Annotated in this window: 21 protein-coding genes; 14 read left to right on the plus strand and 7 right to left on the minus strand. The window is 58.0% G+C overall.

Translation table 11 applies throughout. The features are described from left to right. Positions 1-12 precede the first annotated feature (12 nt). Positions 13-654, minus strand: a complete 642-nt coding sequence (locus V7660_RS11825; RefSeq protein WP_335603251.1) for a GNAT family N-acetyltransferase — start codon at positions 652-654, stop codon at positions 13-15. Between the two features lie 298 nt (positions 655-952). Between V7660_RS11825 and V7660_RS11830 the strand changes: the two genes are divergently transcribed. Continuing rightward, entirely contained in the window at positions 953-2,419 is a 1,467-nt protein-coding gene (locus V7660_RS11830) for an AMP-binding protein (RefSeq protein WP_335603252.1), read from the plus strand. A gap of 36 nt (positions 2,420-2,455) precedes the next feature. On the opposite strand, the gene V7660_RS11835 is transcribed toward V7660_RS11830, so the two are convergent. Next, positions 2,456-3,181 (minus strand): TetR/AcrR family transcriptional regulator, encoded by a 726-nt coding sequence (locus V7660_RS11835; RefSeq protein ID WP_335603253.1) that lies wholly within the window; start codon positions 3,179-3,181, stop codon positions 2,456-2,458. A 250-nt stretch (positions 3,182-3,431) separates the two neighbouring features. Between V7660_RS11835 and V7660_RS11840 the strand changes: the two genes are divergently transcribed. From V7660_RS11840 to V7660_RS11885, 10 genes are all read left to right on the plus strand, one after another. Beyond that, complete coding sequence (locus V7660_RS11840; RefSeq protein WP_335603254.1) at positions 3,432-6,083, plus strand: TonB-dependent receptor domain-containing protein; 2,652 nt, start codon at positions 3,432-3,434, stop codon at positions 6,081-6,083. A 34-nt stretch (positions 6,084-6,117) separates the two neighbouring features. Beyond that, positions 6,118-7,404 carry a serine hydrolase domain-containing protein gene (locus V7660_RS11845; protein WP_335603255.1) on the plus strand — a complete coding sequence of 429 codons (1,287 nt, stop codon included), beginning with the start codon at positions 6,118-6,120 and terminating at the stop codon, positions 7,402-7,404. After that, complete coding sequence (locus V7660_RS11850; protein ID WP_335603256.1) at positions 7,401-8,897, plus strand: MFS transporter; 1,497 nt, start codon at positions 7,401-7,403, stop codon at positions 8,895-8,897. Before V7660_RS11845 ends, V7660_RS11850 begins: the two co-directional genes overlap by 4 nt. A gap of 67 nt (positions 8,898-8,964) precedes the next feature. Then, positions 8,965-9,849, plus strand: coding sequence for an SDR family NAD(P)-dependent oxidoreductase (locus V7660_RS11855; RefSeq protein WP_335603257.1), 885 nt, complete (start codon positions 8,965-8,967; stop codon positions 9,847-9,849). A 107-nt stretch (positions 9,850-9,956) separates the two neighbouring features. Next, positions 9,957-11,507: a carboxylesterase/lipase family protein gene (locus tag V7660_RS11860; RefSeq protein ID WP_335603258.1), complete on the plus strand. Its 1,551-nt coding sequence runs from the start codon at positions 9,957-9,959 to the stop codon at positions 11,505-11,507. A gap of 349 nt (positions 11,508-11,856) precedes the next feature. Further along, positions 11,857-12,192, plus strand: coding sequence for an ArsR/SmtB family transcription factor (locus tag V7660_RS11865; protein WP_335603259.1), 336 nt, complete (start codon positions 11,857-11,859; stop codon positions 12,190-12,192). 75 nt (positions 12,193-12,267) lie between these two features. Then, positions 12,268-12,678, plus strand: coding sequence for a hypothetical protein (locus V7660_RS11870; protein ID WP_335603260.1), 411 nt, complete (start codon positions 12,268-12,270; stop codon positions 12,676-12,678). A 45-nt stretch (positions 12,679-12,723) separates the two neighbouring features. Continuing rightward, positions 12,724-14,115: an alginate export family protein gene (locus V7660_RS11875; protein WP_335603261.1), complete on the plus strand. Its 1,392-nt coding sequence runs from the start codon at positions 12,724-12,726 to the stop codon at positions 14,113-14,115. Between the two features lie 9 nt (positions 14,116-14,124). Then, the gene (gene arsB / locus V7660_RS11880) at positions 14,125-15,147 is read left to right on the plus strand and encodes an ACR3 family arsenite efflux transporter (RefSeq protein ID WP_335603262.1); all 1,023 of its coding nucleotides are present in this window, start codon (positions 14,125-14,127) and stop codon (positions 15,145-15,147) included. A gap of 64 nt (positions 15,148-15,211) precedes the next feature. Next, on the plus strand, positions 15,212-15,463 hold the full coding sequence (locus tag V7660_RS11885; RefSeq protein ID WP_335603263.1) for a hypothetical protein: 252 nt from the start codon (positions 15,212-15,214) through the stop codon (positions 15,461-15,463). A gap of 9 nt (positions 15,464-15,472) precedes the next feature. Here the strand turns inward: V7660_RS11885 and V7660_RS11890 are convergent, their stop codons facing one another. After that, entirely contained in the window at positions 15,473-16,882 is a 1,410-nt protein-coding gene (locus tag V7660_RS11890; protein ID WP_335603264.1) for an alpha,alpha-trehalose-phosphate synthase (UDP-forming), read from the minus strand. A 415-nt stretch (positions 16,883-17,297) separates the two neighbouring features. Between V7660_RS11890 and V7660_RS11895 the strand changes: the two genes are divergently transcribed. Next, on the plus strand, positions 17,298-18,560 hold the full coding sequence (locus V7660_RS11895; protein ID WP_335603265.1) for an MFS transporter: 1,263 nt from the start codon (positions 17,298-17,300) through the stop codon (positions 18,558-18,560). Positions 18,561-18,836: 276 nt separating this feature from the next. Here the strand turns inward: V7660_RS11895 and V7660_RS11900 are convergent, their stop codons facing one another. Then, the gene (locus tag V7660_RS11900) at positions 18,837-19,880 is read right to left on the minus strand and encodes a LacI family DNA-binding transcriptional regulator (protein ID WP_335603266.1); all 1,044 of its coding nucleotides are present in this window, start codon (positions 19,878-19,880) and stop codon (positions 18,837-18,839) included. 545 nt (positions 19,881-20,425) lie between these two features. On the opposite strand from V7660_RS11900, the gene V7660_RS11905 reads away from it, so the two are divergent. After that, entirely contained in the window at positions 20,426-21,592 is a 1,167-nt protein-coding gene (locus tag V7660_RS11905; protein ID WP_335603267.1) for a CaiB/BaiF CoA transferase family protein, read from the plus strand. Here V7660_RS11905 and V7660_RS11910 read toward each other — a convergent pair. Together V7660_RS11910 and V7660_RS11915 are read right to left on the minus strand one after the other, a co-directional pair. Next, the gene (locus V7660_RS11910; protein WP_335603268.1) at positions 21,589-22,329 is read right to left on the minus strand and encodes an SDR family NAD(P)-dependent oxidoreductase; all 741 of its coding nucleotides are present in this window, start codon (positions 22,327-22,329) and stop codon (positions 21,589-21,591) included. The genes V7660_RS11905 and V7660_RS11910 overlap by 4 nt on opposite strands. 77 nt (positions 22,330-22,406) lie before the next feature. Continuing rightward, a complete protein-coding gene (locus tag V7660_RS11915; protein WP_335603269.1) occupies positions 22,407-23,273 on the minus strand; it encodes an alpha/beta fold hydrolase in 867 nt (288 codons plus the stop codon). A 275-nt stretch (positions 23,274-23,548) separates the two neighbouring features. Here V7660_RS11915 and V7660_RS11920 point away from each other — a divergent pair, with 275 nt between their 5' ends. After that, positions 23,549-23,734 (plus strand): NepR family anti-sigma factor, encoded by a 186-nt coding sequence (locus tag V7660_RS11920; protein ID WP_335603270.1) that lies wholly within the window; start codon positions 23,549-23,551, stop codon positions 23,732-23,734. Positions 23,735-24,181: 447 nt separating this feature from the next. Here the strand turns inward: V7660_RS11920 and V7660_RS11925 are convergent, their stop codons facing one another. Further along, positions 24,182-24,658: an outer membrane protein assembly factor BamE gene (locus V7660_RS11925; protein ID WP_335603271.1), complete on the minus strand. Its 477-nt coding sequence runs from the start codon at positions 24,656-24,658 to the stop codon at positions 24,182-24,184. Between the last annotated feature and the right edge of the window lie 31 nt (positions 24,659-24,689).

Raw genomic sequence — 24,689 nt, forward strand, 5'->3', positions numbered from 1 at the left:
TAAAATAGGGGTCTATATAAAGCCGTTTGCCTGTTCGCGTTGGAACCAGTTTGCGAACATGGCATCAATGATATCGTCGTTATCGGCACGGCCATAAACACCGGAATAGATGCACGCGACCCAATCGCGGAGCAGTTCTTTTGAGATATTTATCTGATTTCCATTAGGATGGCACATCAGAATGAGTGGAGGTGGCGGCGCCGCTTGGAGTTGAGGCATTCTATACGCCAGACCGGCGATAGGCCTGCACCCTAGGCGCCCATAATAGTCCTGCCTTCGTCTTTGCAGTTTGCGAGACGCAGGTGAACCGAAGGCTGCTTCAACCTCTACCAAAAGCACACGTTCCGCGCAGAGACTTAGGGCGTGCTCAAACATGATCTCGCCCATGCCCATATTTCGGTATGCCTGATCGGTTGCCATGTACTCCAGTAGGCCAATCGGGTGCGGATGAGGCAGGAAAACAATTGAAAACCCGATCACGCGATCATTCATTTCCAAGACTGTTACCGCATAGTCTTCCCGAGCAAGCAGGTTGAAAATATCCTCCCGATTTTTCCGTTCAGATGCCGGCAATGAAACCTCGTAAATCCTGAAGGCTTCCTCGAATTTATTCGGGCAGGTGGAAAGGCTGGTTAGTCGATAGGATGAAGTCATGCTTATCACAGACTAGGATTCGGGATTATTGAGTGGAATGATTCCATCATTTCAAATGCTTTTCGATGAATATCATAAATTCTATTAAGTTCAATGACTTAATGGAGTCTTCTGCTGAAGAAATACTCATTTTTACTGAGTTTTATTCACAAAAAATCCAGAGGCAGGGAAGACACGAATCCGCCTTGTCATTCATTTAGTGCTAAGTTAGTGAAGTCGTCGTTTCCAATAATTGCTCCGATCCGCGGCGTCATACAGGTGCGCGGAAGATAGGGTTTTACAGAGAGGCGCTTCCCTTATGTCGAACACTGATGTTGCCCTGGGTTCGATGCTCACACATCATGCCCGAAACGCGCCGTCCCGGGCGGCCGTGATCGTCGAGAATGTTCCCGTCACATATGGTGAACTTGATGCGCGCTCGAACCAGCGGGCCCGGATGCTGATGACGCATGATGTCGAATACGGGGATTTCGTCACGGTGGCGCTTCCAAATGGCTTGGAATTCTATGAGACCGTTTTCGCGATCTGGAAACTGGGCGCCATCCCGAACATCGTGTCGGCCAAGTTGGCGCGTCCGGAGATGGAAGCGATTCTGGAAATCGTTCGCCCCAAACTCTTCGTGGGAACTCCGCCGGGGGCCGACATTCCAGCTATCCGGGAAGGCGAGGGCGCGGCCCGATCATATTCGGTCGAAGGTTTGCCAGAGATTGTGTCCCCCCATTGGAAAGCGATGACAAGTGGGGGATCCACCGGACGACCTAAAGTGATCGTTGACGCCATGCCTGCGCGTTGGAACCCGAAGGAGGGCTTCCTGGGCCAAAGCCCAGGAGATGTGATCCTCAACCCTGGCCCGCTCTATCACAATGCACCGTTTCACTGCATCCACATGGGTCTTTGCATAGGGGCAACGATCGTCGAAATGCGCAAGTTCGATGCGCTGCGTGCGCTGCAGCTCATGGAGGCGCATGACGTGAATTGGGTGACCATGGTGCCGACGATGATGCATCGCATCTGGCATCTCGGTCCTGATGTATTGTCCAATTTCAGCCTGCCAAGCTTGCGCATGATGGTTCATATGGCGGCACCGTGTGCGCCCTGGCTGAAGCAGGCCTGGATTGACTGGCTCGGGAGCGAACGCGTCTGGGAATATTACGGAACGACCGAGGCGACAGGCTCGACCATGATTTCGGGAACCGACTGGTTATCGCACCGCGGTTCGGTGGGACGTGTCCGGGAAGGCTATGAAGTAAAGATCCTGGATGCGGAAGGACAGGAATGCCCCGCCGGCGAAGTTGGGGAAATATATTTCCGTCCCCAGGGGGGCGTGGGATCGACCTATCACTACCTCGGAAGCACGCCGCGGCGTCGCGGCGAGTGGGAAGCGCCTGGCGATCTCGGCTCTCTGGATGAAGCGGGATATCTCTACCTGTCAGACCGTCGTAATGATTTGATCATCTCAGGCGGCGCCAACATCTATCCGGCGGAAGTTGAAGCCGCGATAGAGGCGCATCCCTCTGTTCGTACCAGCGCCGTGATTGGCCTGCCGGACGAAGATTGGGGCGCCCGGGTCCACGCGATCGTCCAACCGCTTGAGGGGGAGGCCCTGAGTGAAGCCGAGTTGATGGAATTCGTGTCGGGGCAATTGGCGCGCTTCAAGCTGCCCAAGAGCCTCGAATTCACAAGCGAGTCCTTGCGGGACGAGGCAGGCAAAGTGCGCCGCGCGGCCCTCCGGGATGCACGGCTGGCCGTACCGATTGAAGAGTAGGGATGCTGGGTCTCGCGCGGTGGGCCGGGCTGGACTTTATCCGGCCTTTGGTCGCACGCGCTTGGAGCCGCGACCGGATTTTCCCTTGCGGCTTTTATAGAGGGCGTCAAATCCGCCAGCCATGAAGGTGACGAACCGGTCCCGGGCTGCTTCGAAATCGTCTGAGGCACACAAATTGTCCGACAGGCGATCAATTCGGCCTGTCTGGGACAGTATGAGCGTATACGCGCCTGAGGTGAACTGGAAGCTCCAGAAGAGGTCCTCGGGCTCTGCATCTGGCAATGCCTTGCTCAGAAGGCTGATGAGCCGCAACACGAGTGGATCAAAATAGGTATCCATCTTTTCGGCGCCATAGCCGGGCGCATTGTTCACTTGGGCGAAGATGCGGCCGAAATTCCGCCAGCCTTCATCGTCATTGATGTAAACGTCAAAGGCTTCGTCATAATAGGCCCGCAGGGCACCTTCTATGGTCGGGCGCTCGCCGACTTCTGCTTCATAGGCGTCCAGGCCAGCTGTCCGCGTCGAGATCGCAAACTCCATGCGCCGGTCGAAGACGGCATCGAACAGCTCTTTCTTGCCATTGAAGTAGTAGTGAATCAAAGCGGGATGGATGCCCATTTTGTCCGCGACATCCTTGATCGTCACGCCGAAATATCCAAGCTGAGCGAAGAGTCCTTCGCTCGTATCGAGAATAAGTTTGATCGTCGCAGCCCGTTGCTCTGCGCGAGTGCGGCGAGCCTTGGGTTTCGGCGTTGCTGCCATAAATACCGGCCTTTCCTGATTCGGCGCCTCCGTGAGACATGTCGTTCGCCTCACAGTTGCAGCGTTAGGATGGGGCGTGGCCAACGTCCAGTCAAGCAAGCCAGCGTTGCAGGCGAAATTAATTCATTTAGCACTAAATAAATGAACTTGACGGGCCGAATTCACCGGGGTAGCGCTTTTGCAACAAATGAAATCCGCAAAGACAGGCCGGTCAAGCTTGTTGGAAGACGGACATTATTGGGAGGAAAACATGATTACCAATTCAAAGCTCATTGGCTCTGTGTCAGCCATCACCATCGCAATGGCATGGTCCTGTGCCGCGCCGGCAGAAGCACAGTCCTCATCTGACCAGGAACCGGCGGAAACCACGCTGACGACAAGTACCGCTGAGTCTGAGACCGAAGACCAACTCGTTGCCGAAAAAATCATTGTGACCGGATCGAGCATCCGAGGCGTACCGCCGACCGGGTCTAATCTGATCGGCGTCACCCGTGACGACATTGAACTCATCGGCGCGGCAACAACTCCGGACCTGCTTGCGACGGTGCCACAACTGAACAGTTTCAATACTGCACCCAAGGCCAGTCTCGATGGTTTCGGTTCCTTTGCGCCGGGCCTGCGAGGTTTGCCGGCGAGTGCGACATTGCCGCTGATGAATGGGCATCGGCTGGTCGCGGCGGCAGCCAATGAGACCAATCCCGATTATCCGCTAATTCCAAGCCTCGCGATTGAGCGGGTCGAAATCGTCGCAGATGGTGCGTCTTCGATCTATGGCTCGGATGCGGTTGCGGGCGTTGTGAACTTCATCACGCGTAAGCGGTTCTCGGGCGTTGATGTGTCCGTCGATTACGGGATTGCCGATGACTATGAGTCGTTTACGGCGAATGGACTGGTAGGGCAGGACTGGGGAACGGGGTCCGTATTGGCCGCCTACCAGTACAGGGAAAATGACAACATCACCGGCGGTGACCGTGACTACCGGGCTCTGGATTTCACCTCGTCAGACGGCGTCGATACGCGCTCCATTAACTGTCCATCTCCCAACGTTCTGGTTGGGGGCACCCTGTATGCCGCCCCGGATCTTGCTCCGAATACCATCAATTATTGCGATAATGGCGCCGCAGCAGACCTTTATCCAAGTTCGCGCCTCCACAGCGCATTTGTAAGTGCGCAACAAGATTTGACCGATCGGGTCACGCTCTGGGGCGAAGTCCTATACTCAGACCTGGAAGACAAGACACGCGTTGCGCCTGCGGTGCAGACTATGACGATTGCCAATACGAATCCCTTCTTCCAAGCTCCTCCGGGTACGGGAGCAACCTTCGAGACTGTCCTGTTCCGCGCAGACAACCTCGTTGGCGCCGATTACCGTACGAATACTGACAGCCGTAAGGTTGGAAATTCCTCTGCTGGAATGGATGTCGAGTTGCCCGGCGATCTGAATCTGAGCATCTACGGGACCTATGACTGGGCAGAGAATGACGCCTTCATTCCTACGATCAATGCCGTCGCCCTTGCGGTAGCTGCTGCGGGGACAAGTGCTGACACGGCGCTGGATCCGTTCGGGCAGGGGACGTCGCCAGCTGTTGTCGATGCGATCCTCGACTCGGCAACTGATGTCACCATCCAGCAGCGCACAAAGTTAGGAGCCATCAAGCTGGATGGTCCGCTAGCCGATCTGCCGGGCGGTGAGTTGAAATTCGCCGTAGGGGCCGAATTCCGCCGCGAAACTTTTGAACAGCGAGGCTTTGTCGGGGCTGTCCCGGTTCCGGAAGACCTGTCACGAGACGTGAAGTCTGTTTATGCCGAACTGTTCGTTCCGATTGTTGGTGACGACAATTCAGCCCCATTCGTCCAGCGTCTCGACCTGTCTCTGTCTGGCCGCTTCGACGACTATAGTGATTTCGGATCGACCACGAATCCCAAGATCGGGGTGAATTGGGGACCTGCTGAGGGCGTGAATGTACGCGGCACCTATGGTCAGTCCTTCCGGGCGCCGGGAATGCGCCAGATAGGTGCTACGGTTGGTGCGTATTATCTGGATGCGGCGACTGCCGCTGTTGCAGCCCGCGACCCGGCCCGTGGCAATGATCAGGTGAACACGGTCTACCTGCTGGGGGGCAATCTCGATCTGCAGCCTGAGGAAGCCGAGACCTACTCCTTTGGCGTGGACTGGCAGCCGACTTTCCTGCCGGACTTTCGGGGGAGCGTGACATATTACGACATCGAATATACTGATGTGATTGGAACGCCGCCGATTGCCCTTGTTTTTGCGGATCCGACCTTTCAGTCCATTGTCTATCGTGATCCCACTACGGATCAATTGAGCCGCTTAGTAGGATTAGGCGTTCCGGTCAATTTGCCAAATCCGCTGCCGCAGATTGGAAACGCCCTGGATCTCCGCCTCAACAATTTTGGCGTTCGGGAGACCGACGGCGTGGATTTCGATTTCCGCTATCACCGCACTACCGGACTGGGCGAGATTTATACGGGGCTGGCGGGCAATTATATCCTGAATTTCGATACTCAATTGTCACCGGCCGCGCCTGTTTCCGACAATCTGAAACTCGGCTTGCCCAAGGCGACCTTGAGAGCCTCGGCAGGGCTTACCAGTGGGCCGGTCAGTGTGGCGGGCTTTGTCAATTACCGGGATGGTATCACGAATACCTATAACACGCCAACCGGCACCGATGTCTATGATGCGGATCCATATACGACAGTCGACTTGCGCGTCAGCTGGACACTTCCGGATAGCGGCGTGACGGAAAACACGGTGCTTGGTCTGCAGGTGAATGATCTGTTTGATCAGGAGCCGCCCTTTTTTCCGGGATCGGATGGAATTGGCGGAGACTACAATCCGATCGGTCGTTACATTGCGGTGAATTTGCGGAAGTCATTTTAATCGTGCCGCACACATTTCCGGAAGTATCTTGCTCATGACTGGTGATGCCAGCATCCGCACACATGGGTTTGAGCCCGCGAAGCTTGCCATGGTCAGGCCCTGCCTCCAGGCCTTCATTGATCGTGGTGAGCTCGCGGGCATTGTGACCCTCACGTCGAGAGGGGGCGATATTATCCAATCCGAGACCCTTGGCATGAGCGATATCCAGACGGGCACGCGCATGCGATCCGACACCTTGTTCCGTATCGCCTCGATGACAAAGCCAATCACTTCGGTTTCTGCCATGATGCTGGTGGAGGAAGGCAGGCTTTCGCTTTCGGATCCGATCTCGCGATGGGTTCCCGAACTCGCCAGTCCACGCGTGTTGCGTCATGCCGCCGGCACGATCACTGATACGGTGGCCGCCAACCGCGAAATCACGGTGGAGGACCTTCTGACCCATCGCGCGGGCATTGCCTATGCGTTCTTTTCGGAAGGGCCCCTCCAGGAAGCCTATGATGCCACGCTCGGCAATCCTGCCATGAATCGCTTCACTCCCGATGAATGGCTGGCAGCGCTCGGCCAGTTGCCTCTGGCATACCAGCCGGGGGAGCGGTTTCATTATGGACATTCGACGGATGTGCTCGGTTTCCTGATTGGCCGGGTCGAAGGCAAACCGTTGCGACAAGTATTGCAGGAGCGAATATTCGCGCCTCTTGGCATGAAGGATACGGACTTCTGGCTTCCCCAAGACAAACGACATCGTCTCGCTAACCTTTATGGGTATGACGCGCAGGCGGGCAAACTCGCGCAGGTCGAGGTGGAAATGTATGACGAGCCGCCGGCTTACACACCCGGCGGTGGCGGGCTGATCTCCTCTGCGCCGGACTATCATCGATTCGCCCGGATGTTGCTGGGGGGCGGAGCGTTGGAGGGAAGACGTTTGCTGCAACCTGCGACTGTGCAGCTTATGCAGAGAAACCGCCTGACCAAAGTGCAACGTGATGTGTCGTTCGCAGGCATGCCGCTTTGGCAGAAGAACGGCTTTGGGCTTGGCGTCTCGATCGCCGAAGATCCGGTCGACAATCCCTATGCCTGCGGGGCGCCAGGGTCGATGACGTGGCCAGGTATTTTCGGCACCTGGTGGCAGGCAGATCCGGTCAATGACCTTGTGATGATCTTCATGATCCAGCACCAGGTTCCAGTTTCCGCTAGCTCTGGAGCCACGATCGCCACGGGACACGGCGCCGCCGGTCGGCGCGCTTTGCCCGAATACCAAAGGCGGACTTATGAGGCTCTTCAAAGCGATGTCTCAGCGATGACTCAGGAGGCCGGCGCATGAGGGCGTCCGTCTCTCCAATAGGGAGTGAGGCTGCGGCCAGGCTCGCCCGTGCAGTGCCTCTGACGCGTCGCTACAAGGCGGCCTATGGCGCGGGCGCCATGGCGGATGGCATAGTCAGTGCCGGCTTCGGGTTTTTTCTGCTTTTCTACCTGACCGCTGTGTGCGGCATGTCAGGAACAATGGCCGGAACCGCCAAGCTCATCGCCTTGTTGGTGGATGCTGTGGCGGATCCCGCGATCGGATTGGCCAGTGACCGTATACGGTCGCGCTTCGGACGGCGGCTTCCCTTCATGGTGGGCGGACTTGTTCCGTTTGCCTGTGCCTTTGGACTCCTGTTTTCGATTCCGCCGTCGCTGACCGGTGCCCCGCTGTTTCTCTATGTCACCGCCTGTCTCATCGTGTTGCGTGTCTCGACATCCTGCTTCGTACTTCCATTCACGGCCGTCGGAGCGGAAGTCACAGATGACTATCGTGAGCGTGCGAGCATTGTGTCCTATCGGCTTACCTTTCAAAATGCGGGCATTCTGTGCGGCGTAGTGCTGGGGCTTGGCGTCTTCATGTCCGGCCCTGCGGGACTATTGGGACGTGAGAATTACATACCCTTCGCCTGGACATGCGCGGCAGCCATCGTATTGACGGGCTGCATAGCAATTGGCGCGGTATATCGCGCTGGGCCGCGACTGCATGCCCCGTCAGTTGACCAGACTCATTTTCTCGCAGGCTTCGTACGGGAAATGGTCGAGCTGTCACGCAACCGGTCCTTCCTTGTCCTGTTCGGGACGGTGTTGACCTATTTTCTCGCCTACTCCGCATCTGTGTCTCTGGCATTGCATGCGAGCCGGTATTTCTGGAAACTGGATTCCTTTGCGATCCAGATGGTTCTGCTGAGCACGACCCTTGGACCGCTGCTCGGGGCGCCCATCAGTGCATTTGCCTTGCGCTATATAGAGAAGCGCACGCTTTCCATTTGTGCTTTCCTGGCCATTTCGCTTTTCCTCATGTGGCCGCCACTTTTTCAATTGTACGGACCGCATGCCCTGATGCCGTCCACAGCCGCCGTAGTCCTGTTCGTGAACGGACTTCTGGTCGGGACGGCGATCATGGTCGGGGGAATTGGCTTCCAGTCAATGCTGGCTGATACGGCAGACGAACATGAATACTTGTTTGGTGTCCGGCGAGAAGGTCTCTTCTTTTCCGGCCTGACCCTGGCGTTCAAGGCAGCCTCGGGTCTCGGAGGATTGATCGCCGGACTGGCGCTGGATGCGATTCAGTTTCCAACCGATATTGCCGCCAAGGGGCCGGATCTGGCGATTCCTCAGGAGGTGCTGGAGAAACTGGCCTTGATCTCCGGACCTCTACCAGCTGCTTTTGCTGCCATTTCCCCTTTGTTTCTGCTTGGATATCATCTGACGCGGAAGAGGCATGCGCGTATTATCCTGGCGCTGGAACAGCGCAAGCAAGAAAATGTCGACGCGGTGGGAGACCGCGGATAAATACGGGCCAGAGCGGCAGCGGATGGCGGTGCCCAAATTCACTATAGATAGATGTGAGGATGACAGGATGATCAGACTGGACGGACGAGTGGCCATTGTGACGGGCGCAGGCGGGGGGCTTGGACGCGCTCATGCCCATCTGCTTGCAGCGCGCGGGGCACGGGTCGTCGTGAATGATGTCGGCGCAGCTGCAGAGCAGGTGGTGCAGGAGATTGTCTCGGAGGGGGGTGAGGCCATTGCTGCAGTCGGCTCCGTAACGGACGAAGATTTTGTCCTGCAAATGGCAGCCGACGCGAAGCAGCGTTGGGGACAGCTCGACATTTTGGTCAACAATGCTGGCATCCTCCGTGACAAGACGTTCGCCAAGATGGACTTGGCTGATTTCCGGACCGTGCTGGACGTGCATGTCATGGGTGCCGTCAATTGCACGAAGGCCGTATGGGAAACCATGCGCGAACAACGCTATGGCCGTATCGTAATGACGACATCTTCCTCTGGTCTGTTCGGCAATTTCGGGCAGTCCAATTATGGCGCCGCGAAAATGGCGCTCGTGGGATTGATGCAGACCTTGGGGCTCGAAGGCGAGAAGTACGATATCAAGGTCAATTGCCTGGCGCCAACGGCTGCGACCCAGATGATGGAGGGGGTCTTGCCCGAACAGCAATTGCGCCTGTTGAGACCGGAATATGTCAGCCCGGCCATGCTGGCGCTTGTGCGTGAGGATGCTCCAACGCGCACCATTCTCTGTGCGGGTGCAAAAGGGGTCGAGGCCGCCCATATCTCAATGACACAAGGCATCCATATCGCTGATGAAGATCAGATGCCGGAGGCGGTGGTCTCCAATTGGGACCAGATTCTTGATGCCGGGAACGCGTTCATTCCCAACAATGCGCTTGAGCAGAGTCGCCTGGAACTGGCCAAGGCTGGCTACGCGCCCGGCGATGCGCAGTGACGGAATTTGTCCTTCTGCTCCTGAGTGGTTGGAAACGCATCTGGCGAGTGGTGGCAGTCATATTAACCGTCTGGGGGACGGCGCCAGCCTGTGCCCAGGAAGCGCCAGTGGTCGAGGCCCCCGCAGGCAATGTACGCGGGGTGCAATCTGGAGAGACGCGCGTTTTCCGGGGCATCCCTTATGCGCAGCCCCCTGTTGGGGAGCTGCGCTGGCGCGCGCCTCAGCCACTGCCTCGCTGGAGCGGTATCAGGGACGCGACGCAGTTCGGTGCGGCGTGTGTACAGCCGGCCCTTCCGGCGGGATTCGAGATTCAAGGGCCGATCAGCGAAGACTGTCTTTTCCTCAACATCTGGGTTCCGCCGAATGCGCAAGATGCGCCTGTGATGGTATGGATTCACGGGGGATCATTAGTGAATGGAACGGGCAGGAACGCCCTGTATGACGGGACGCATTTTGCGGACGAAGGGGTCATTGTCGTTTCCATCAATTACCGCCTCGGCGCACTTGGCTATCTGTCGCATCCTGATCTCAGTGCCGAGGCGGAGGATAACATATCCGGCAATTACGGCCTGCTGGATCAGATCCAGGCCTTGCGGTGGGTCCAGGACAATATTGCCGCCTTCGGAGGTGATCCCGGCAATGTGACCATCGCTGGGGAATCGGCGGGCGGCCTCAGTGTCATCTGCCTCATGGCCGCGCCCTCGGCGCGTGGTCTGTTTGATCGGGCAATTGCACAGAGCGCCTACATGATCACTTTGCCGGAATTGCGAAACAGCACATTCTCTGACCTGCCCTCTGCCGAGGCAATCGGCAAATGGCTCTCAGGCCAATTTGGCGCAGCCGATATCCAGGACCTCAGAGGCCGGAGTGCAGAAGCGATTTCCGAAGGGGCGATACAAGCAGGATATTTCCCGCTCCCCACCATCGACGCACGCACTTTGCCAGGCCAACTGGTGGACGTGTTTGACCGGGGCGAGCAGGCACCTGTCCCTGTGCTCGCAGGATTCAATGAAGGCGAAATCCGCTCTCTTCCGATCCTGTTACCCCCGGCACCTGCGAACGCAGCGAAATACAGGGAAGAGATCGAGGCCCGATATGGGGATCGCGCAGATGAATTTCTCGTGCACTATCCGGAAGATTCGATTTCCGAGAGCATGCTGGCTACTACGCGTGACGCCATGTATGGCTGGGCAGCGGAGCGCTTGGCTGTCAAACAGACAGAAATCGGCGCAGAGGCTTTTCTATACTTTTTCGATCATGGTTACCCGTCTGCTGATGAAGGCGGATACCACGCCTTTCATGCGTCCGAGATTCCGTTTGTGTTCGGAACTATGAATCTTACTCCGCCGCTTTGGCCAGCCATTCCAGAAACTCAGCAGGAGCAGCGCCTGTCGGATGCCATGCTCAGTTACTGGGCGTCGTTCGTGCGGGACGGTGTCCCGCGCGCGGTGGGGGAAACTGACTGGCCTCCCTATGGGGAGGGTCGAACCTATCTGGCATTCGAAGACCGCCCGCAAGCCCTCTCCAAGCCGCCAAATCGCTACGAGCTTCACGAGGCGGTCATATGCCGTCGACGTGCGCAAGGGGGAGTTTCCTGGAACTGGAATGTTGGCGTGATATCGCCGCCCTTGCCACCTCTGGCGCCCGTTTGCCGGTAATGAAAATGTTAGCAGAGGCAGGAGCAGGCGACCTAGCCGGTTGGTAACCTGTCTCACAAGCAATACACGCGACTTCGGAATTGCCGAGCCGGCATGTCTGTTCCGGGGCGGTGGCTAGGTGGAGGTAGATGAAGAGCGTGTACAGGGCTGCAGCCGGGCAATTTCCACGGGCTGGGTTTTTGACTTTGATGATCATATCCGAAGCATGGACACTAAAGTTTTGGTGCGTTCACTATCGAGTGGGAATGATGACCTTCTCCTGGAATGACGGTTGTTCCCAACCTGTCACTCCGAAAGTCCGTTCCTGGCGGCTCTATACACGCGGCCCAAACGCGGTAGAGTCGGACGCATGACCGATCTAACCGATACGCTGAAACAGCTCTCCGCGCTTGGACAGGAGACCCGGCTGCTGACGTTTCGGGCGCTCATGGAGGCGGGGCCGGACGGTTTGCAGGCAGGCGCCATTGCCGAACATCTGGACATCGCGCCAAACAAGCTGTCGGGGCATCTCAACATATTGGTGAATTCCGGGCTGGTCAGCGTCGCGCGTGATGGGCGCCGGATGATCTATACGGCCCGTATTGACGGCGTGAACCAGTTGCTCTCGGTGCTTGTGGACAATTGCTGCCACGGTCATCCGGAAGTGTGTGATCCGCTCGCCAGGAAATCGAAGGCAATTTGTTAAATCAATATTCGATAGAATGTTGAAATAATGTCTATGTCGCGCTAAGGTCTTCCCAGAGTCGCACGGGAGGATGACATGCGAACTGGACTGAGGACATACGCTACAATCGCTTTGGCAGGTATGGGACTGGCAGCATGCGCGGGCGCGCCGGACTCGGTCCGGGCCCCGGCCGACACTTCTGCCACAACCGGTGATCTGGAGCTGCGCGCCAGCGGCTCTGGAAACTGGGATATCGACTGTGTTGCCGTCACCGGACGGGGTGAGGCGAATGCCAGTGTGAAGGGGCGGGGCTCAACCAGCACGGACATGTTGTTTGTACGCGACGTCTCAAACGCCGCCTGCACCTACCAGACGGGGGCCTCGCCGGTCACCTTGAAGCTGATGGAGGAAGGCTTGGCATGCCCGTTCGGCGCGTTTGAAAGCGGGATTTGCCAGACAATTCTTCCGGCTGAGATGAGTGGGACACTTCAATTCTCGGTCAAATAATGTTTAAGAACCGCAACGCGACTCGGGCGCGATGCGGGAGAGTGTATGCGACGAATTTTGTGGGTCTTCGCGCTGATGGCGCACATCTGCTCTGTTGCCGAGGCGGAGGAGGCCTTCCGGCTCAAGGATGCCGTAGAGGCTCCGGCCTGGCTGACGCTCAAGGGAGAGACCCGCGTCCGCTATGAGACGCTGCAGGGGCAGTTTCGGGCCGGCGGCGAGGGCGGCGACCAATTGCTCCTGTTCCGCAGCCTTTTGCTGGCCGAAGCAGACACAGGGCCGGTCTCTTTCGGGGTCGAGGTGCAGGACAGCCGGACCTATCTGGCCGATGCCGGCACCCCGCTTTCCAGCAGCATCGCCAATCCGCTGGACTTCCTCCAGCTCTATGCCCGCATCGACGAGTTGCCGGGCGTTTTCGGGGAGAGCTCGTCCAGCAAGCTGACCCTTGGGCGGCAGACGGTCTCCATCGGCTCGAAACGCCAGATCGAGCGCGTCGATTTTGCCAATGTCATCAAGAGCTATACCGGCGCGCATTTTGTCTCCACGGCAGAACGCGGTGACGAACTCCATCTCGTCTATGTCGTGCCGACTGCGCGCTATCCGGATGCGCGGCCTGCGCTGGATGACAATGAACTGTCAGGGGATGAGGAACAATGGGAGCGGCGTATCTGGGGCGTGCATTATCGCCGCGCGGATATCCTGCCGGCGATGGCGCCAGGCCTCTGGGGCGAAGTGTTTGCTTACGGACTGGAAGAGCGGGACTCGGGCGACTTCCAGACGCCGGACCGGTCCTATTTCGCGCCGGGCTTTCGTCTCTACCGGAAGCCTGTTTCCGGACAGTGGGACATTGACCTTGAGGGCGCCCTGAGACGCGGCAGCCGCTACGCCTCCAGCGCTCCATCGGACACGAAAAGCCTTGAGGTGGAGGCGTCCATGCTGTTTGCGGCGTTCGGGTATACGTTTGATACGCCGTGGCAGCCGCGCTTTGCGTTGGAATATTATTATGCCAGCGGCGACGAGGATCCGTTTGACCTCAATTATGACCAGCATGAGCGCCTGTTCGGGTCGCGGCGGACCGACCTCAACAATACCAGTATTCACGGGCCGCTGACTCCGGCCAATCTGAATGCGCCAGGCTTCCGGGTGGAAGTGAAACCGAATGCCCGATGGGACGCCCGGTTCTACTATCATGCGGCGCATCTGGCGTCGAAGACCGACAGCTGGGTCATTGCCAAGCTGCGGGATCCGTCCGGCCAATCCGGCGATTTCATCGGACACACGCTGGATGGGCGGGCCCGCTACTGGGTGCTGCCGGACAGTCTCCGCCTGGAACTCGGCGCCTCCGCCCTGATCTATGGCGAGTTTGCCAAAGACGTACCGGGTGGTCCAGATGGGGACGGGACACTGTTCGGATACGCACAACTCACTTTTACCTTCTGAGGAGCCATCATGGGCAATTTTGAACGCTATCTCTCCGTCTGGGTGGCTTTGGCCATTGCGGCAGGCATTGGTCTGGGCCAGGTCGTGCCGGGCGTGTTCGGCGTCCTTTCCTCAATGGAATATGCCAATGTCAATTTTCCGGTAGCGCTGCTGATCTGGGCCATGGTCTGGCCGATGATGATTGGCGTGGACTTTGCCACACTGAAGGATGTGGGCGACAAGCCGAAAGGCCTGATCATCACCCTGGTCGTGAACTGGCTTATCAAGCCTTTCACCATGGCGGCGCTGGGCGTCCTGTTCTTCCGCTATGTGTTTGCAGGCTTCATCCCGACTTCTGATGCGGATGGATACATTGCGGGTCTTATCCTGCTTGGCGCGGCGCCGTGCACGGCCATGGTCTTCGTCTGGTCGCAGCTGACGCGCGGGGACCCGAACTATACGCTGGTCCAGGTCAGCGTGAATGATGCGGTCATGGTGTTCGCCTTTGCGCCCATCGTGGCAGTGCTTCTGGGCGTCACGGATATCAGCGTGCCGTGGGAAACCCTGCTTCTGTCGGTCGCGCTCTATGTCGTCATTCCGCTCGTCGCCGGCGTGATCGCCCGCAGCCTGTTGCTTCGGCATGGCGGCGAAGTGGCGCTGGAACGCTTCCTTGCGCGCGTGAAACCCTTCTCCGTCATCGGCCTGCTGGCGACGGTCGTCCTGCTATTCGGCTTTCAGGGCAGGGTGATCCTCGCCGATCCCCTTGTGATCGGGCTTATTGCCGTGCCGATCCTGATCCAGTCCTATGGCATTTTTGCGCTCGCCTATGGCGCCGCCTGGGTATGGAAAGTGCCCCACAGGATTGCGGCGCCGTGTGCCATGATCGGCACGTCGAACTTTTTCGAACTGGCAGTTGCGGTCGCGATCAGCCTGTTCGGCCTGAATTCCGGCGCGGCGCTTGCGACCGTGGTGGGCGTGCTGGTCGAGGTGCCGGTCATGCTCTCGCTCGTCGCCTTTGCCAACCGTACACGGCGGGCATTTCCAGAAAGCTGAGAGGACGGCATGTATGCAACCTATTCCCGGAAACCGGGTTGATCCTCTTTGAGGAGGCATAACCATGACCCGCAAGACACTCGACCATCTCGCCTATCCCCGTACGACCGCGAAAGAAGCTGAGGAGATCCAACAGTCTGCCGACCGGCGCCGCGCGCAGATGGTGCCCGGCAAGGGGCCGGCCGAGCCCCCGAAGGAAGACCCGGTGAGCCATTTCAAGGGGGATGACGAGCCGGTGGTGCTGGGCGCCCCGACGGACCGGCTACCGGAAATGACCGAAGATCCGACGGAAGATGATGAAGCGGAGGACAACTGACCTATCAGGTCAGCGACGGAGCGCGGTTTCCAGATCTGCCAGTGACCGATCGCGGCTCAGGCGCGAGGCCGCGTTCCGGTTAAGTCTGTCTAGGAAGGTTTCCGTCCACCAATAGACATTCCGCTTCAATATCTCGGTCCACATCGCCTGATGGCGCTCGATACGCTCTTCCAGGGACATGCTGACCGCCGTGCGAATGGCTTCGGCGATGGAGGTCGGGTCATATGGATTGATAATGAGCGCGCCGCATTTCAGCTGTTCGGCCGCGCCGGCTGATTCTGAAAGTATCAGCACGCCGGGGTCTTCAGGGTCCTGGGCGGCAACATATTCCTTTGCGACCAGGTTCATCCCGTCGATCAGGGGCGTCACCAGCCCGATGGCTGCCTGACGATAGAGACCGGCGAGATAGTCGCGGGGCACAGCCCGGTGAATGTACTGGATGGGGATGTAGCCGAGTTCGGCAAATTCGCCATTCACTTCGCCTGTGATCTGTTCGAGTTCGTGCCGGATTTCCTGATATGCCTCGACATCTTCCCGCGTAGGCGAGGCGATCTGGAGCAGGGTCAGCCGGTCGCTGTCATCGGCCTGGTCTTCGAGGAAGCGCTGGAAGCCCCGGAATTTGTGGGGAAGCCCTTTCGAATAATCGAGCCGGTCCACACCGATCAGCAGCTTCTGGCGCGGATCAATCTGGGGAGAGGTGACCTCCTGAGACTCCGCCGTCTGCCGGAATTTCTCCACATCGATACCGATCGGGAAGCTGGCCGCCCAGATATCCTGACCTTGGCTGCGAATACGGCCATCCGACAGGACCTGACCGCCAAAGATGGTCCGGCAGACTTCCAGCATGGCCGAGACGTCCCGCTGGGTCTGCAGTCCGACCAGATCATAGGCTGCAAGCCAGTCGAGCAGCATTTCCTTGTGGGAGAGGGCGTGGAGATTGCTGGAAGACGGGAAGGGCGTGTGCAGGAAGAAGCCGATCGGATTGGTCACGCCGAGTTTGCGCAATTCGGCGGCCAGCGGAATAAAATGGTAATCGTGGATCCAGATGACATCGTCATCTTCCAGCAAATCGACCGACGCTTCCGCCATCTTCCGGTTGACGCTGGTATAAGCTGCGAGCTGTCCATCGGCCACGTCCAGTAGGTCCGCGCGGCCATGAAAGAGCGGCCACAGGACGGAATTGGCATAGCCCAGATAGTAATTGTTGTACTCTTCGGCGGGTAGGTGCAGCGCGTACCGGTCGAAGCTGGCACCTTCATAGGATTTAAGCGTTTGTCCTGTCGTCTCGTCTTCGTCCAGCTTCGCCCCGATCCAGACCCCACCGCGCCGATCCATTGCTTTGCCGAGGGCGACGACGAGACCGCCGGAGGGGGATGTTCCAAGGGGCAAACGGTTCGAATAAACAACTAATCTCGACACTGTATCCTCATCTCATTTGGTAGGCCCGACGGCATTAACCAAGCAACTCGTCAGAACCGGAAAAGTTGCGCGAAGGTGGAAGGTGTGAGCAGCAAATCTGTGTCTCTTTGCAATGCTTTTCAAGACGCGAGATAGGGTGTGTAGGGATGGGTTTGACGAAAAGAGGGATTAAGCCCGGAGTTTGTTGGAGAATTTCGCCGAGTGCGACCCTGTCTGCTTCCGAAAACGAATATTGGGGTCTTGCCGAAATTCTGCGGTAGCACTCAAGACAGTCATGATGCGTGCTACCAGCGGTAAACAGGCTCAGGGGATATAACATGAATTAGCCACGAATAGGTGCGCGCGCCCTTAGCAAAATATTCGAGTGGCCATCGATTGTAGTAGTGGCTATCACAAAGAGGGAGGAGTCGACAGAATGACGTCATCACCTGTCGTGCCGACTGAAATGCGCGTGTCTTACAGACTGGTGTCTGCGCTGACCTACGCCATGTTCTTCATGTTCGCGATGACCACCGATGCCGTGGGCGAGATCATCAAGATCGCCCGCGTCGACATGAGTTTGAGCAATACCCAGGCCAGCGCGTTCCACTGGGCCACCATGATTGCCATTGCTGCCAGTGGCATCGGTCTCGGATTCCTGGCGGACCGGTTCGGTCGCAAGAGAACGATCATTGGCGGGCTCGCCCTGTACGGACTGGCCAGCGCCCTGTTCATGACTGGACACGCCTTCCAGCTCTATCTGACGCTCTTGTTTGTTACGGGCCTGGCCATCGGTGTCTTCAAGACGTCCGCGCTGGCATTGGTGGGCGACCTTGCCAGTTCCACCGGCGATCACACCTCCCGCATGAATGCGGTGGAGGGGTTCTTCGGGGTCGGCGCCATTGCCGGACCTTTGCTGGTCGTCTGGCTGACCGGACAGGGCCTGTCCTGGACGTGGCTCTATATGATCGCCGCCGGCCTGTGTGCAGTCATGATCCTTGTCGCCCTGTTGACAGATTACCCGCCCATGTCGGGTGAGACGCAAACGCCCGCCTCTGTCCGCCATACGTTGTCCTTGCTCGGCAACCCTCACGCGCTCGGTTTCTCACTGGCCATTGCGCTTTATGTGGCGTGTGAAGTCGCAATCTTCGTCTGGCTCCCGACCTTTCTGGATGGGTTTGCTGGGACAGAACTCGCCATGTTGTTCGCGGCCTATGCCGTGATGATTTTCTTTGTCCTGCGCACGGTGGGCCGTTTCCTCGGGGCTTTTGCGCTGCGCTATATCGACTGGAAGCCCGTCATGATGGTATTCACCGCCATCATCTTCGCCTGTTTCCTTGCCAGCGCCTTGCTCGGCAAGACGGCTGCAGTCTTCCTGCTGCCCCTGTCGGGCCTGTTCATGTCGATGATCTACCCAACCCTCAATTCCAAGGGGATCAGCTGTTTTCCCAAGAGCGACCACGGCGCAATTGCGGGCCTGATCCTGTTCTTCACAGCCGTCTCTGCTGCCTTTGCGCCTCTCATGATGGCCGTGGTCAGTGACACATTTGGGCAGGGAGACATGCGTATAGGCTTCCTGCTCGCGACAGGCTTTGCGGGCCTGCTGTGCCTGATGGGAATCGTGAACTGGATGGCCAATCCTGCCGGATCAGCGCTCGCGGCCGCCGATCAGTCCGAATACGCAAAAAGGACAGGATGAGCCGGCGTACCGCACCCATTCCCGCGCAGCCCTTCCAGGCGGGCATACAGCATCCGGACCTGTGGCTCTGGGATTCCTGGACGCTGCAGGGGGTGGAGGGAGGCTTGCACCTCTATTGTCTGCTGACGGGGCTTGAGCATATGTTTGGTTCAAGCCTGGTTGACCATCACATGTCGAGGGGTATGTTGTCATTGCTCGGACCGTACACAGAACAGGCCTCTCCGGGAAAGCAGCTCAGCTTTCCAATGATACGCAATCTCGATGTGACGCCAGCCTTCAGGCCTGCATAAAGCCGCCGCTTGACCCACGTACGATGAGCTGGGTCGATGTCAATTCAGAGTCCACGGTTTCGCCAGCCAATTGGGCGAGCAGTTTCTCTACCATCAACTGGCCACCCTGTGCGATGTTCTGGTCGATTGTGGTCAGGGACGGGGTCGCCATGCCGGCTTGCGCAATATTGTCATATCCGACGACCGCAATGTCTTCCGGGACCCGAACCCCCCGCGCATTCAGTGCCAGCAAGGCTGACATGGCCAAGACATCAGAGGCTGCAAAGATCGCGTCAAATTTTCTCCCCGATTCGAGCAATTGAATCACGCCTTCAAAGGCATTCTTGGCGCCGAACTCGACATCCAGGATCAGATTTTCGTTCCAGTCCTGGCCGTGCTCTGCGTGCGCCTTGAGAAAGCCCTGATGGCGCAGCTTCACTTCCGGAAGGTTGACCGGGCCAAGGAACAGGATTTGCTGGCGTCCGAGCGAGAGGAGGTGGTCCGCGGCGAGGCGACCGCCCTCCACATTGTCGCTGCCGACGAGTGTGTAGTTCATGTCGCCTGCACGGCCGCCCCAGACGACCACTTTTCGGGCGAGCGGGCCGATTTCATCAAGCCTGCCCGCCATGCCTGCCTGGCCAATCACAATCAATCCGTCGGCCTTGCCCGTCTGTAGCAAGCGGCGTTCGGCAATAGTTTCATCGTCACGCGGTATACTGACGATCAGATCATACCCCTTCTCGGCGGCGGCCTGGCTGACCGCTCCGACCATTTCCAGATAGAAGGGATCCGCAATGGTCTGGCCCGATTCCGGCCGCAGCGGGATCACCATGCCGATGGCTTCGGAGGATTGGCGGCGGAGGTTGCGCGCCGAGGCATTGACGGCATAGCCGGTCTCTGCCGCGATGTTCAGGATCAGGCGTTTGGTTTCTTCCTTGACGAGTGGGCTGTCATTCAGGGCGCGCGATACGGTGGACACATCCACGTCCGCAAGCTTGGCAAGCTCTGCCATCGTCATCTTGCGAGGCGGAAATGCAACAGCATCGTTCATGTGGCTCATATCTCTCCCTTTGCAGGGTCCCAATCGCTAAAGCGCAGCGATTACGGGTTGAATTGGCTTATCCAAGAATTTTGTCCGACATACAGCGTTGCGTAGCTAACATCAATCAAGAGGCGAATGCAGAAAAATACCGTTCATTCCTACATGGATATTTGGTCTATCGTCCCTTCAAATGGTGAAAACATCCCCTGCGTCTTTTATAGGTGGGAGGCCCTCAGAAGCGATATCTGAGCGTTGCTGTCGCCGACATTCCATTGAACGAGCGGACGACGATAACATCTGCTCCGCCATCGTCCGTGTCAAAAACGCGGCCACTCTTGGCTTCCGTGAACAGGACTTCGACGAAGACATTGTTCACCCCAATCGACAGGGTGAGCGGTCGGGTGTCACTATTGCTGCGCTTTCATTTGGATCGCCGTTTCCCCCAAACCTGAGCTGATGACGCTTGTCTGTCGTAACGACACCCCGTCTAATTGGCCTGCAAGCACCTGCGGCCCGCCAGCCAGCAGGAAGACCAAATTCGGAGGATGCGCATAATGCCAGGCACCAACCTTCTCTCGGACATCAAGATTGCAGACATGACCACGGTCATTTTTGGCCCATATTGCACGCAGACCCTGGCCGACATGGGCGCCGACGTTGTGAAGGTTGAACCGAAAGGCGGGGATGATTTCCGTAATGTCGGAAAGCCAGCCAACAATCGCAGCATGGGCCCGTGCCATTTGACCATCAATCGCGGTAAGCGCTCTGTGGTCTGGGATCTCAAATCCGATGCGGGCAGGGCGGCCATTCGCGAACTGATCGGCCAGAGCGACGTCTTCATTCACAATATCCGCCCCGACGCCGTGGCGCGCCTCGGGCTCACTTTTGAAGAGGTGAAGGCGATCAAACCGGACATCGTCTATGTCCATTGCCTCGGCTTCGGCTCCGACGGGCCCTATGCGGGCCGGCCAGCCTATGATGATCTGATCCAGGGGCTGTCGGGTGCCACGATGTTGCTTCCCAAGGTCGACGGCAATGAGCGTCCGCGATTCATCCCCACGGCCTTTGCCGACAAGGTTTCCGGCATGCACGCCATGTACGCCACGCTGGCGGCCCTGCATCATCGCGACCGGACGGGCGAGGCGGTACATGTCGAAGTCCCGATGTTCGAATGCGTCACGCACTTCCTGCTGGAAGAACATTTCTACGAGGCCGAGTTTGATCCGCCGGTCGGACCCTTCCTGTACCAGCGCCAGGTCGACCCGTCCCGCCAGCCCTTGAAAACATCCAATGGATGGATCGTAATTGCGCCCTATGTCGATGCGCGCTGGATCAAGCTGTTCGATGTCATGGGCGCGCCGGAAGAATTGCAGGATGAACGGATAGCGGACCGGAAAGGGCGTTTCTTCAATCAGGATTACATGATGGGGCGGGTGCAGGAATATTTTGACAAGCAGACGACCGAATACTGGCTCGATGCGCTCGGCATGGCCGACATTCCCGCCGCCCGCGTCAATGATTTCCCGGACCTGCAATCAGATCCCCACCTCGTCGCAACGGGCTTCTTCCAGCGCCGTGAACATCCGACAGAAGGTTTCTATTGGGAAACCCAGCCGCCGGTCACTTTCCGCGGCGCGCCTCAGCGCGAGATCACGCCGGCACCGCGAATTGGTGAGCATACAGAGCTTGTGCTGTCTGAGCTCGGTCTGGGCGTCGACTAGCTTCCGCCATCCACGGTAATCACGGAGCCGGTCGAGAAGCTGGCCGCGTCGCTGAGCAGGTAAAGCGCTGCCGACACGATTTCCTCCGGCCGTCCGGGCCGGTGAAGCGCATTGTCTGCGGTCTGGCGGGCTTCCTCGGTCCAGGCCTCTGCAATGTCGGTCAGGAAAGGTCCGGCGCAGATACAGTTTACGCGCACCTCCGGCGCATATTCCTTCGCCATGCCGATGGTCATCGCGTTCAGGCCCGCTTTTGCTGCGCTGTAGGGAACCACTTGGGCGAGCGGCTGGAGCGCGGCGACCGAGGAGATGTTGAGGATGCTGCCAGAGCCTTGCGCTTTCATCCTTTGCCCGATCACGCTGGCCAGACGATAGGGGCCTTTGAGATTGAGATTGAGCACACTGTCATACAGGCTTTCCGGGACTTCGTGGCTCGCCATGCGCGGCCCCATTCCGGCATTGTTGATCAGGATATCCACGCGCCCGAATTCGGCATAGGCCGTCTCGATCAGCCGGTCGATCTCGTCCCATTTCCCGCAATGCGCACCGATCGCCAAGGCGCGCCTCCCAAGTCCGCGAACTTCCTCGGCCACTTTCTCGCACGCTTCGACCTTTCGGCTGGCCACGATGATATCCGCGCCGCGCTCAGCGAGCGCTTTCGCCATCTGGTATCCCAGCCCCCGGCTGCCGCCGGTGACCAGCGCGACCTTGCCGTCGAAATTCAGCAATGGATCATTCATGACATTCCCTCCGTATCTTTTGCGAGAAGCTTAAGGCCAGCCGGTTGCGACGCCAGCACTGTCCTCGCGGCAGGCGGTCAGAGAAAATCGTTCAGATCTCCGATGAACTGGTCGAACTTGTCATGATGGAGCCAGTGGCCGGCATCCTGATAGAGTTTGACGCTCGCAGTGTTGAACTTGTCGATGCGGCCATCCTCTGCCGGGTTCGAGGCCCAGCTTTTCTCGCCATAAAGCAGCAGGGTGGGGCAGGTGATTTCGCCCCACAAATGCTCCAGGTCTTCCTGCGCCATGTCATAGGGCGGGAAGGTCCGGAAATAATTGTCGAACTTCCAGGACCAGGTGCCGTCCTCATTCTGGCTGATGCCATGAACAGTCAAATGGCGTGCCTGTTCATCGCTGAGATAGCTGTTTTCTTCCTTCATGCGCGTATACGCATCTTCGAGAGTCTCATACCGTTTGGGCACCCGACCAGCCATGCTGCGCTTGGAATCGATCCATTCGCGCATCCGATCGCCAATCGGACGGCCAAACCGTTCCTTCAGCATGGTAGGCGACGGGCCGAGGCCCTCGATCGCCACCAGCTTACGGACATTGTCCGGATAGATGCCGGCATAGCGGAGAGCGATATTCCCGCCATAGGAATGGGCGACGATCGTTACCGGGGCGAGTTTCTTCTGGTGGATCAATTGCGCAAAATCATAGACGCAGGCGCGCGCGGAATACTCGCCATCGGTTGACCAGGCACTGTCGCCATGCCCCCGGAGGTCCGGGGCAATGACATGCCAATCCTTCCGGAGTTCCTGCGCCACCCAATCCCAGCTGCGGCAATGGTCCCGGCCGCCATGCAGCAGGATCAGGGGCGGAGCTGTCTCATTGCCCCAGTCGACATAGTGTAGCCGGAGGCGTTGCGAAATGTAGGTTTGGGAAGTCGGTCCGTATATCATGCCGCCATAGTCACGAGCCTCGCCGGGCTTGTCCAGACACTCCGTTGGGGCAGGGATCGCGCCTTGGTCAACGGGGCGTTAAGAGCGCGCCAAAGGTATACGCCCTGCATGGCGCCCTTAACCAAATGATGCTAATAATAGAAATTCCATGGGACAGATTCGCTCAAAAGGCGAATGGTAAGAGGGTGTTAAAGCTTCTCACATAATCTGGTCCTCGCGTGAACATAGCCAGGACGGGTGACTATGTTCTAAGAAAGCGCATTGGGAGGGGCAGCATGAAAGCGGTCGCCAGACATCTGAAAGAGTCCGACCTTGCTCGCATGAGACGGGGAGTAAAACTGGGGGAAGCGCTGCGTGAAGCCTACGCGTCAATTCTCGCCGAGCCTTGCCCGGACTCCATGTTGAAACTCCTGGAACAGCTTCGTGCCGAGGAAGCTCAACGGCAAAACACCGAAGACTAGCCGCTATTCTGTCAGCTGAAGTGCTGGGGAATGTCGGCGTCGAGCGAGAACATCTCTGCCTGATCCAGCCGTTTTCTCGCCAGATCTTTCACCATTTCATAGCGCTTCTGGGCGTCTTGGGCCGACAAGATATGCGTCCGCGTTCGTTCGCTGGATAATTCCAGAGATTTCAGTGTCTTTCCTAAGAGAGGGAGTCTCCAGACCATCACCATCCTCCTGCTTCAAGGTTGTACGCAAGGAACCGGAATTCCACGCAACTGCACACCTTTTCCGCCCGATGGACTGGAACGTCTGACGCGTCACCTTTCACCGCTTCGGTCGGAATAAGTTAACACTACCCCGAAATCAGCCGTCAGGCGAGTTACTTTTCGATAATTCATCCCATGCGGGATCAGATGGCCTGTGATGTGGCCATCGTCCCTGTTCATTGACGATATTTGAAGCGGCCTAACGGCGGCCCGTCGGATTGTCCGGCGTGGCTTCATCTGTGCGTGGCAGCTGAACGGCGCCAATGGTGCCGAAGATCTGCTCCCAGAAGCCAAGTTCGCGTCCGCGGGTCGGAGTTTCGCGTGAGGCGTAATTGACGATCTGGCCGGCTGTTTCGTCATATTCGACGACTTCCTCGACCTTGTCGTCCTCGCCGAACCGGATCGCGACGACGCTGCGCGACTTCACCTTCGGGTTCAGATAAGCAACCCGCTCCTGAAGCTCGGACATGTAAATCCAGGTATTCTCGTCGAAGATGCTTGTGGTCGAAGGCGAGCCGAGCTGGGCCAGCACGCTGGAGCGAGTGTCCTCGCCGGGCTTCATTTCGCGCGGCTGGGCTTCGTCTGCCACATAGCCGTGATAGTCGCGCGACGGCGTCAGGCAAGCTGTAAGAGGCAGAGCCAGTAGTGACAGTGCCAGTATCGCGCATCGCGACATAGGACTACTCCTGTTATTTCGTCCTGAAAGA

The sequence above is a fragment of the Hyphomonas sp. genome (assembly GCF_036964145.1).
Lineage (GTDB): Bacteria > Pseudomonadota > Alphaproteobacteria > Caulobacterales > Hyphomonadaceae > Hyphomonas.

Coding starts and splice junctions, on each gene's coding strand:
- V7660_RS11825 (WP_335603251.1), bottom strand. CDS start 654: ATGACTTCATCCTATCGACTAACCAGCCTTTCCACCTGCCCGAATAAA.
- V7660_RS11830 (WP_335603252.1), top strand. CDS start 953: ATGTCGAACACTGATGTTGCCCTGGGTTCGATGCTCACACATCATGCC.
- V7660_RS11835 (WP_335603253.1), bottom strand. CDS start 3,181: ATGGCAGCAACGCCGAAACCCAAGGCTCGCCGCACTCGCGCAGAGCAA.
- V7660_RS11840 (WP_335603254.1), top strand. CDS start 3,432: ATGATTACCAATTCAAAGCTCATTGGCTCTGTGTCAGCCATCACCATC.
- V7660_RS11845 (WP_335603255.1), top strand. CDS start 6,118: ATGACTGGTGATGCCAGCATCCGCACACATGGGTTTGAGCCCGCGAAG.
- V7660_RS11850 (WP_335603256.1), top strand. CDS start 7,401: ATGAGGGCGTCCGTCTCTCCAATAGGGAGTGAGGCTGCGGCCAGGCTC.
- V7660_RS11855 (WP_335603257.1), top strand. CDS start 8,965: ATGATCAGACTGGACGGACGAGTGGCCATTGTGACGGGCGCAGGCGGG.
- V7660_RS11865 (WP_335603259.1), top strand. CDS start 11,857: ATGACCGATCTAACCGATACGCTGAAACAGCTCTCCGCGCTTGGACAG.
- V7660_RS11870 (WP_335603260.1), top strand. CDS start 12,268: ATGCGAACTGGACTGAGGACATACGCTACAATCGCTTTGGCAGGTATG.
- V7660_RS11875 (WP_335603261.1), top strand. CDS start 12,724: ATGCGACGAATTTTGTGGGTCTTCGCGCTGATGGCGCACATCTGCTCT.
- arsB (WP_335603262.1), top strand. CDS start 14,125: ATGGGCAATTTTGAACGCTATCTCTCCGTCTGGGTGGCTTTGGCCATT.
- V7660_RS11885 (WP_335603263.1), top strand. CDS start 15,212: ATGACCCGCAAGACACTCGACCATCTCGCCTATCCCCGTACGACCGCG.
- V7660_RS11895 (WP_335603265.1), top strand. CDS start 17,298: ATGACGTCATCACCTGTCGTGCCGACTGAAATGCGCGTGTCTTACAGA.
- V7660_RS11900 (WP_335603266.1), bottom strand. CDS start 19,880: ATGAACGATGCTGTTGCATTTCCGCCTCGCAAGATGACGATGGCAGAG.
- V7660_RS11905 (WP_335603267.1), top strand. CDS start 20,426: ATGCCAGGCACCAACCTTCTCTCGGACATCAAGATTGCAGACATGACC.
- V7660_RS11910 (WP_335603268.1), bottom strand. CDS start 22,329: ATGAATGATCCATTGCTGAATTTCGACGGCAAGGTCGCGCTGGTCACC.
- V7660_RS11915 (WP_335603269.1), bottom strand. CDS start 23,273: ATGATATACGGACCGACTTCCCAAACCTACATTTCGCAACGCCTCCGG.
- V7660_RS11920 (WP_335603270.1), top strand. CDS start 23,549: ATGAAAGCGGTCGCCAGACATCTGAAAGAGTCCGACCTTGCTCGCATG.
- V7660_RS11925 (WP_335603271.1), bottom strand. CDS start 24,658: ATGTCGCGATGCGCGATACTGGCACTGTCACTACTGGCTCTGCCTCTT.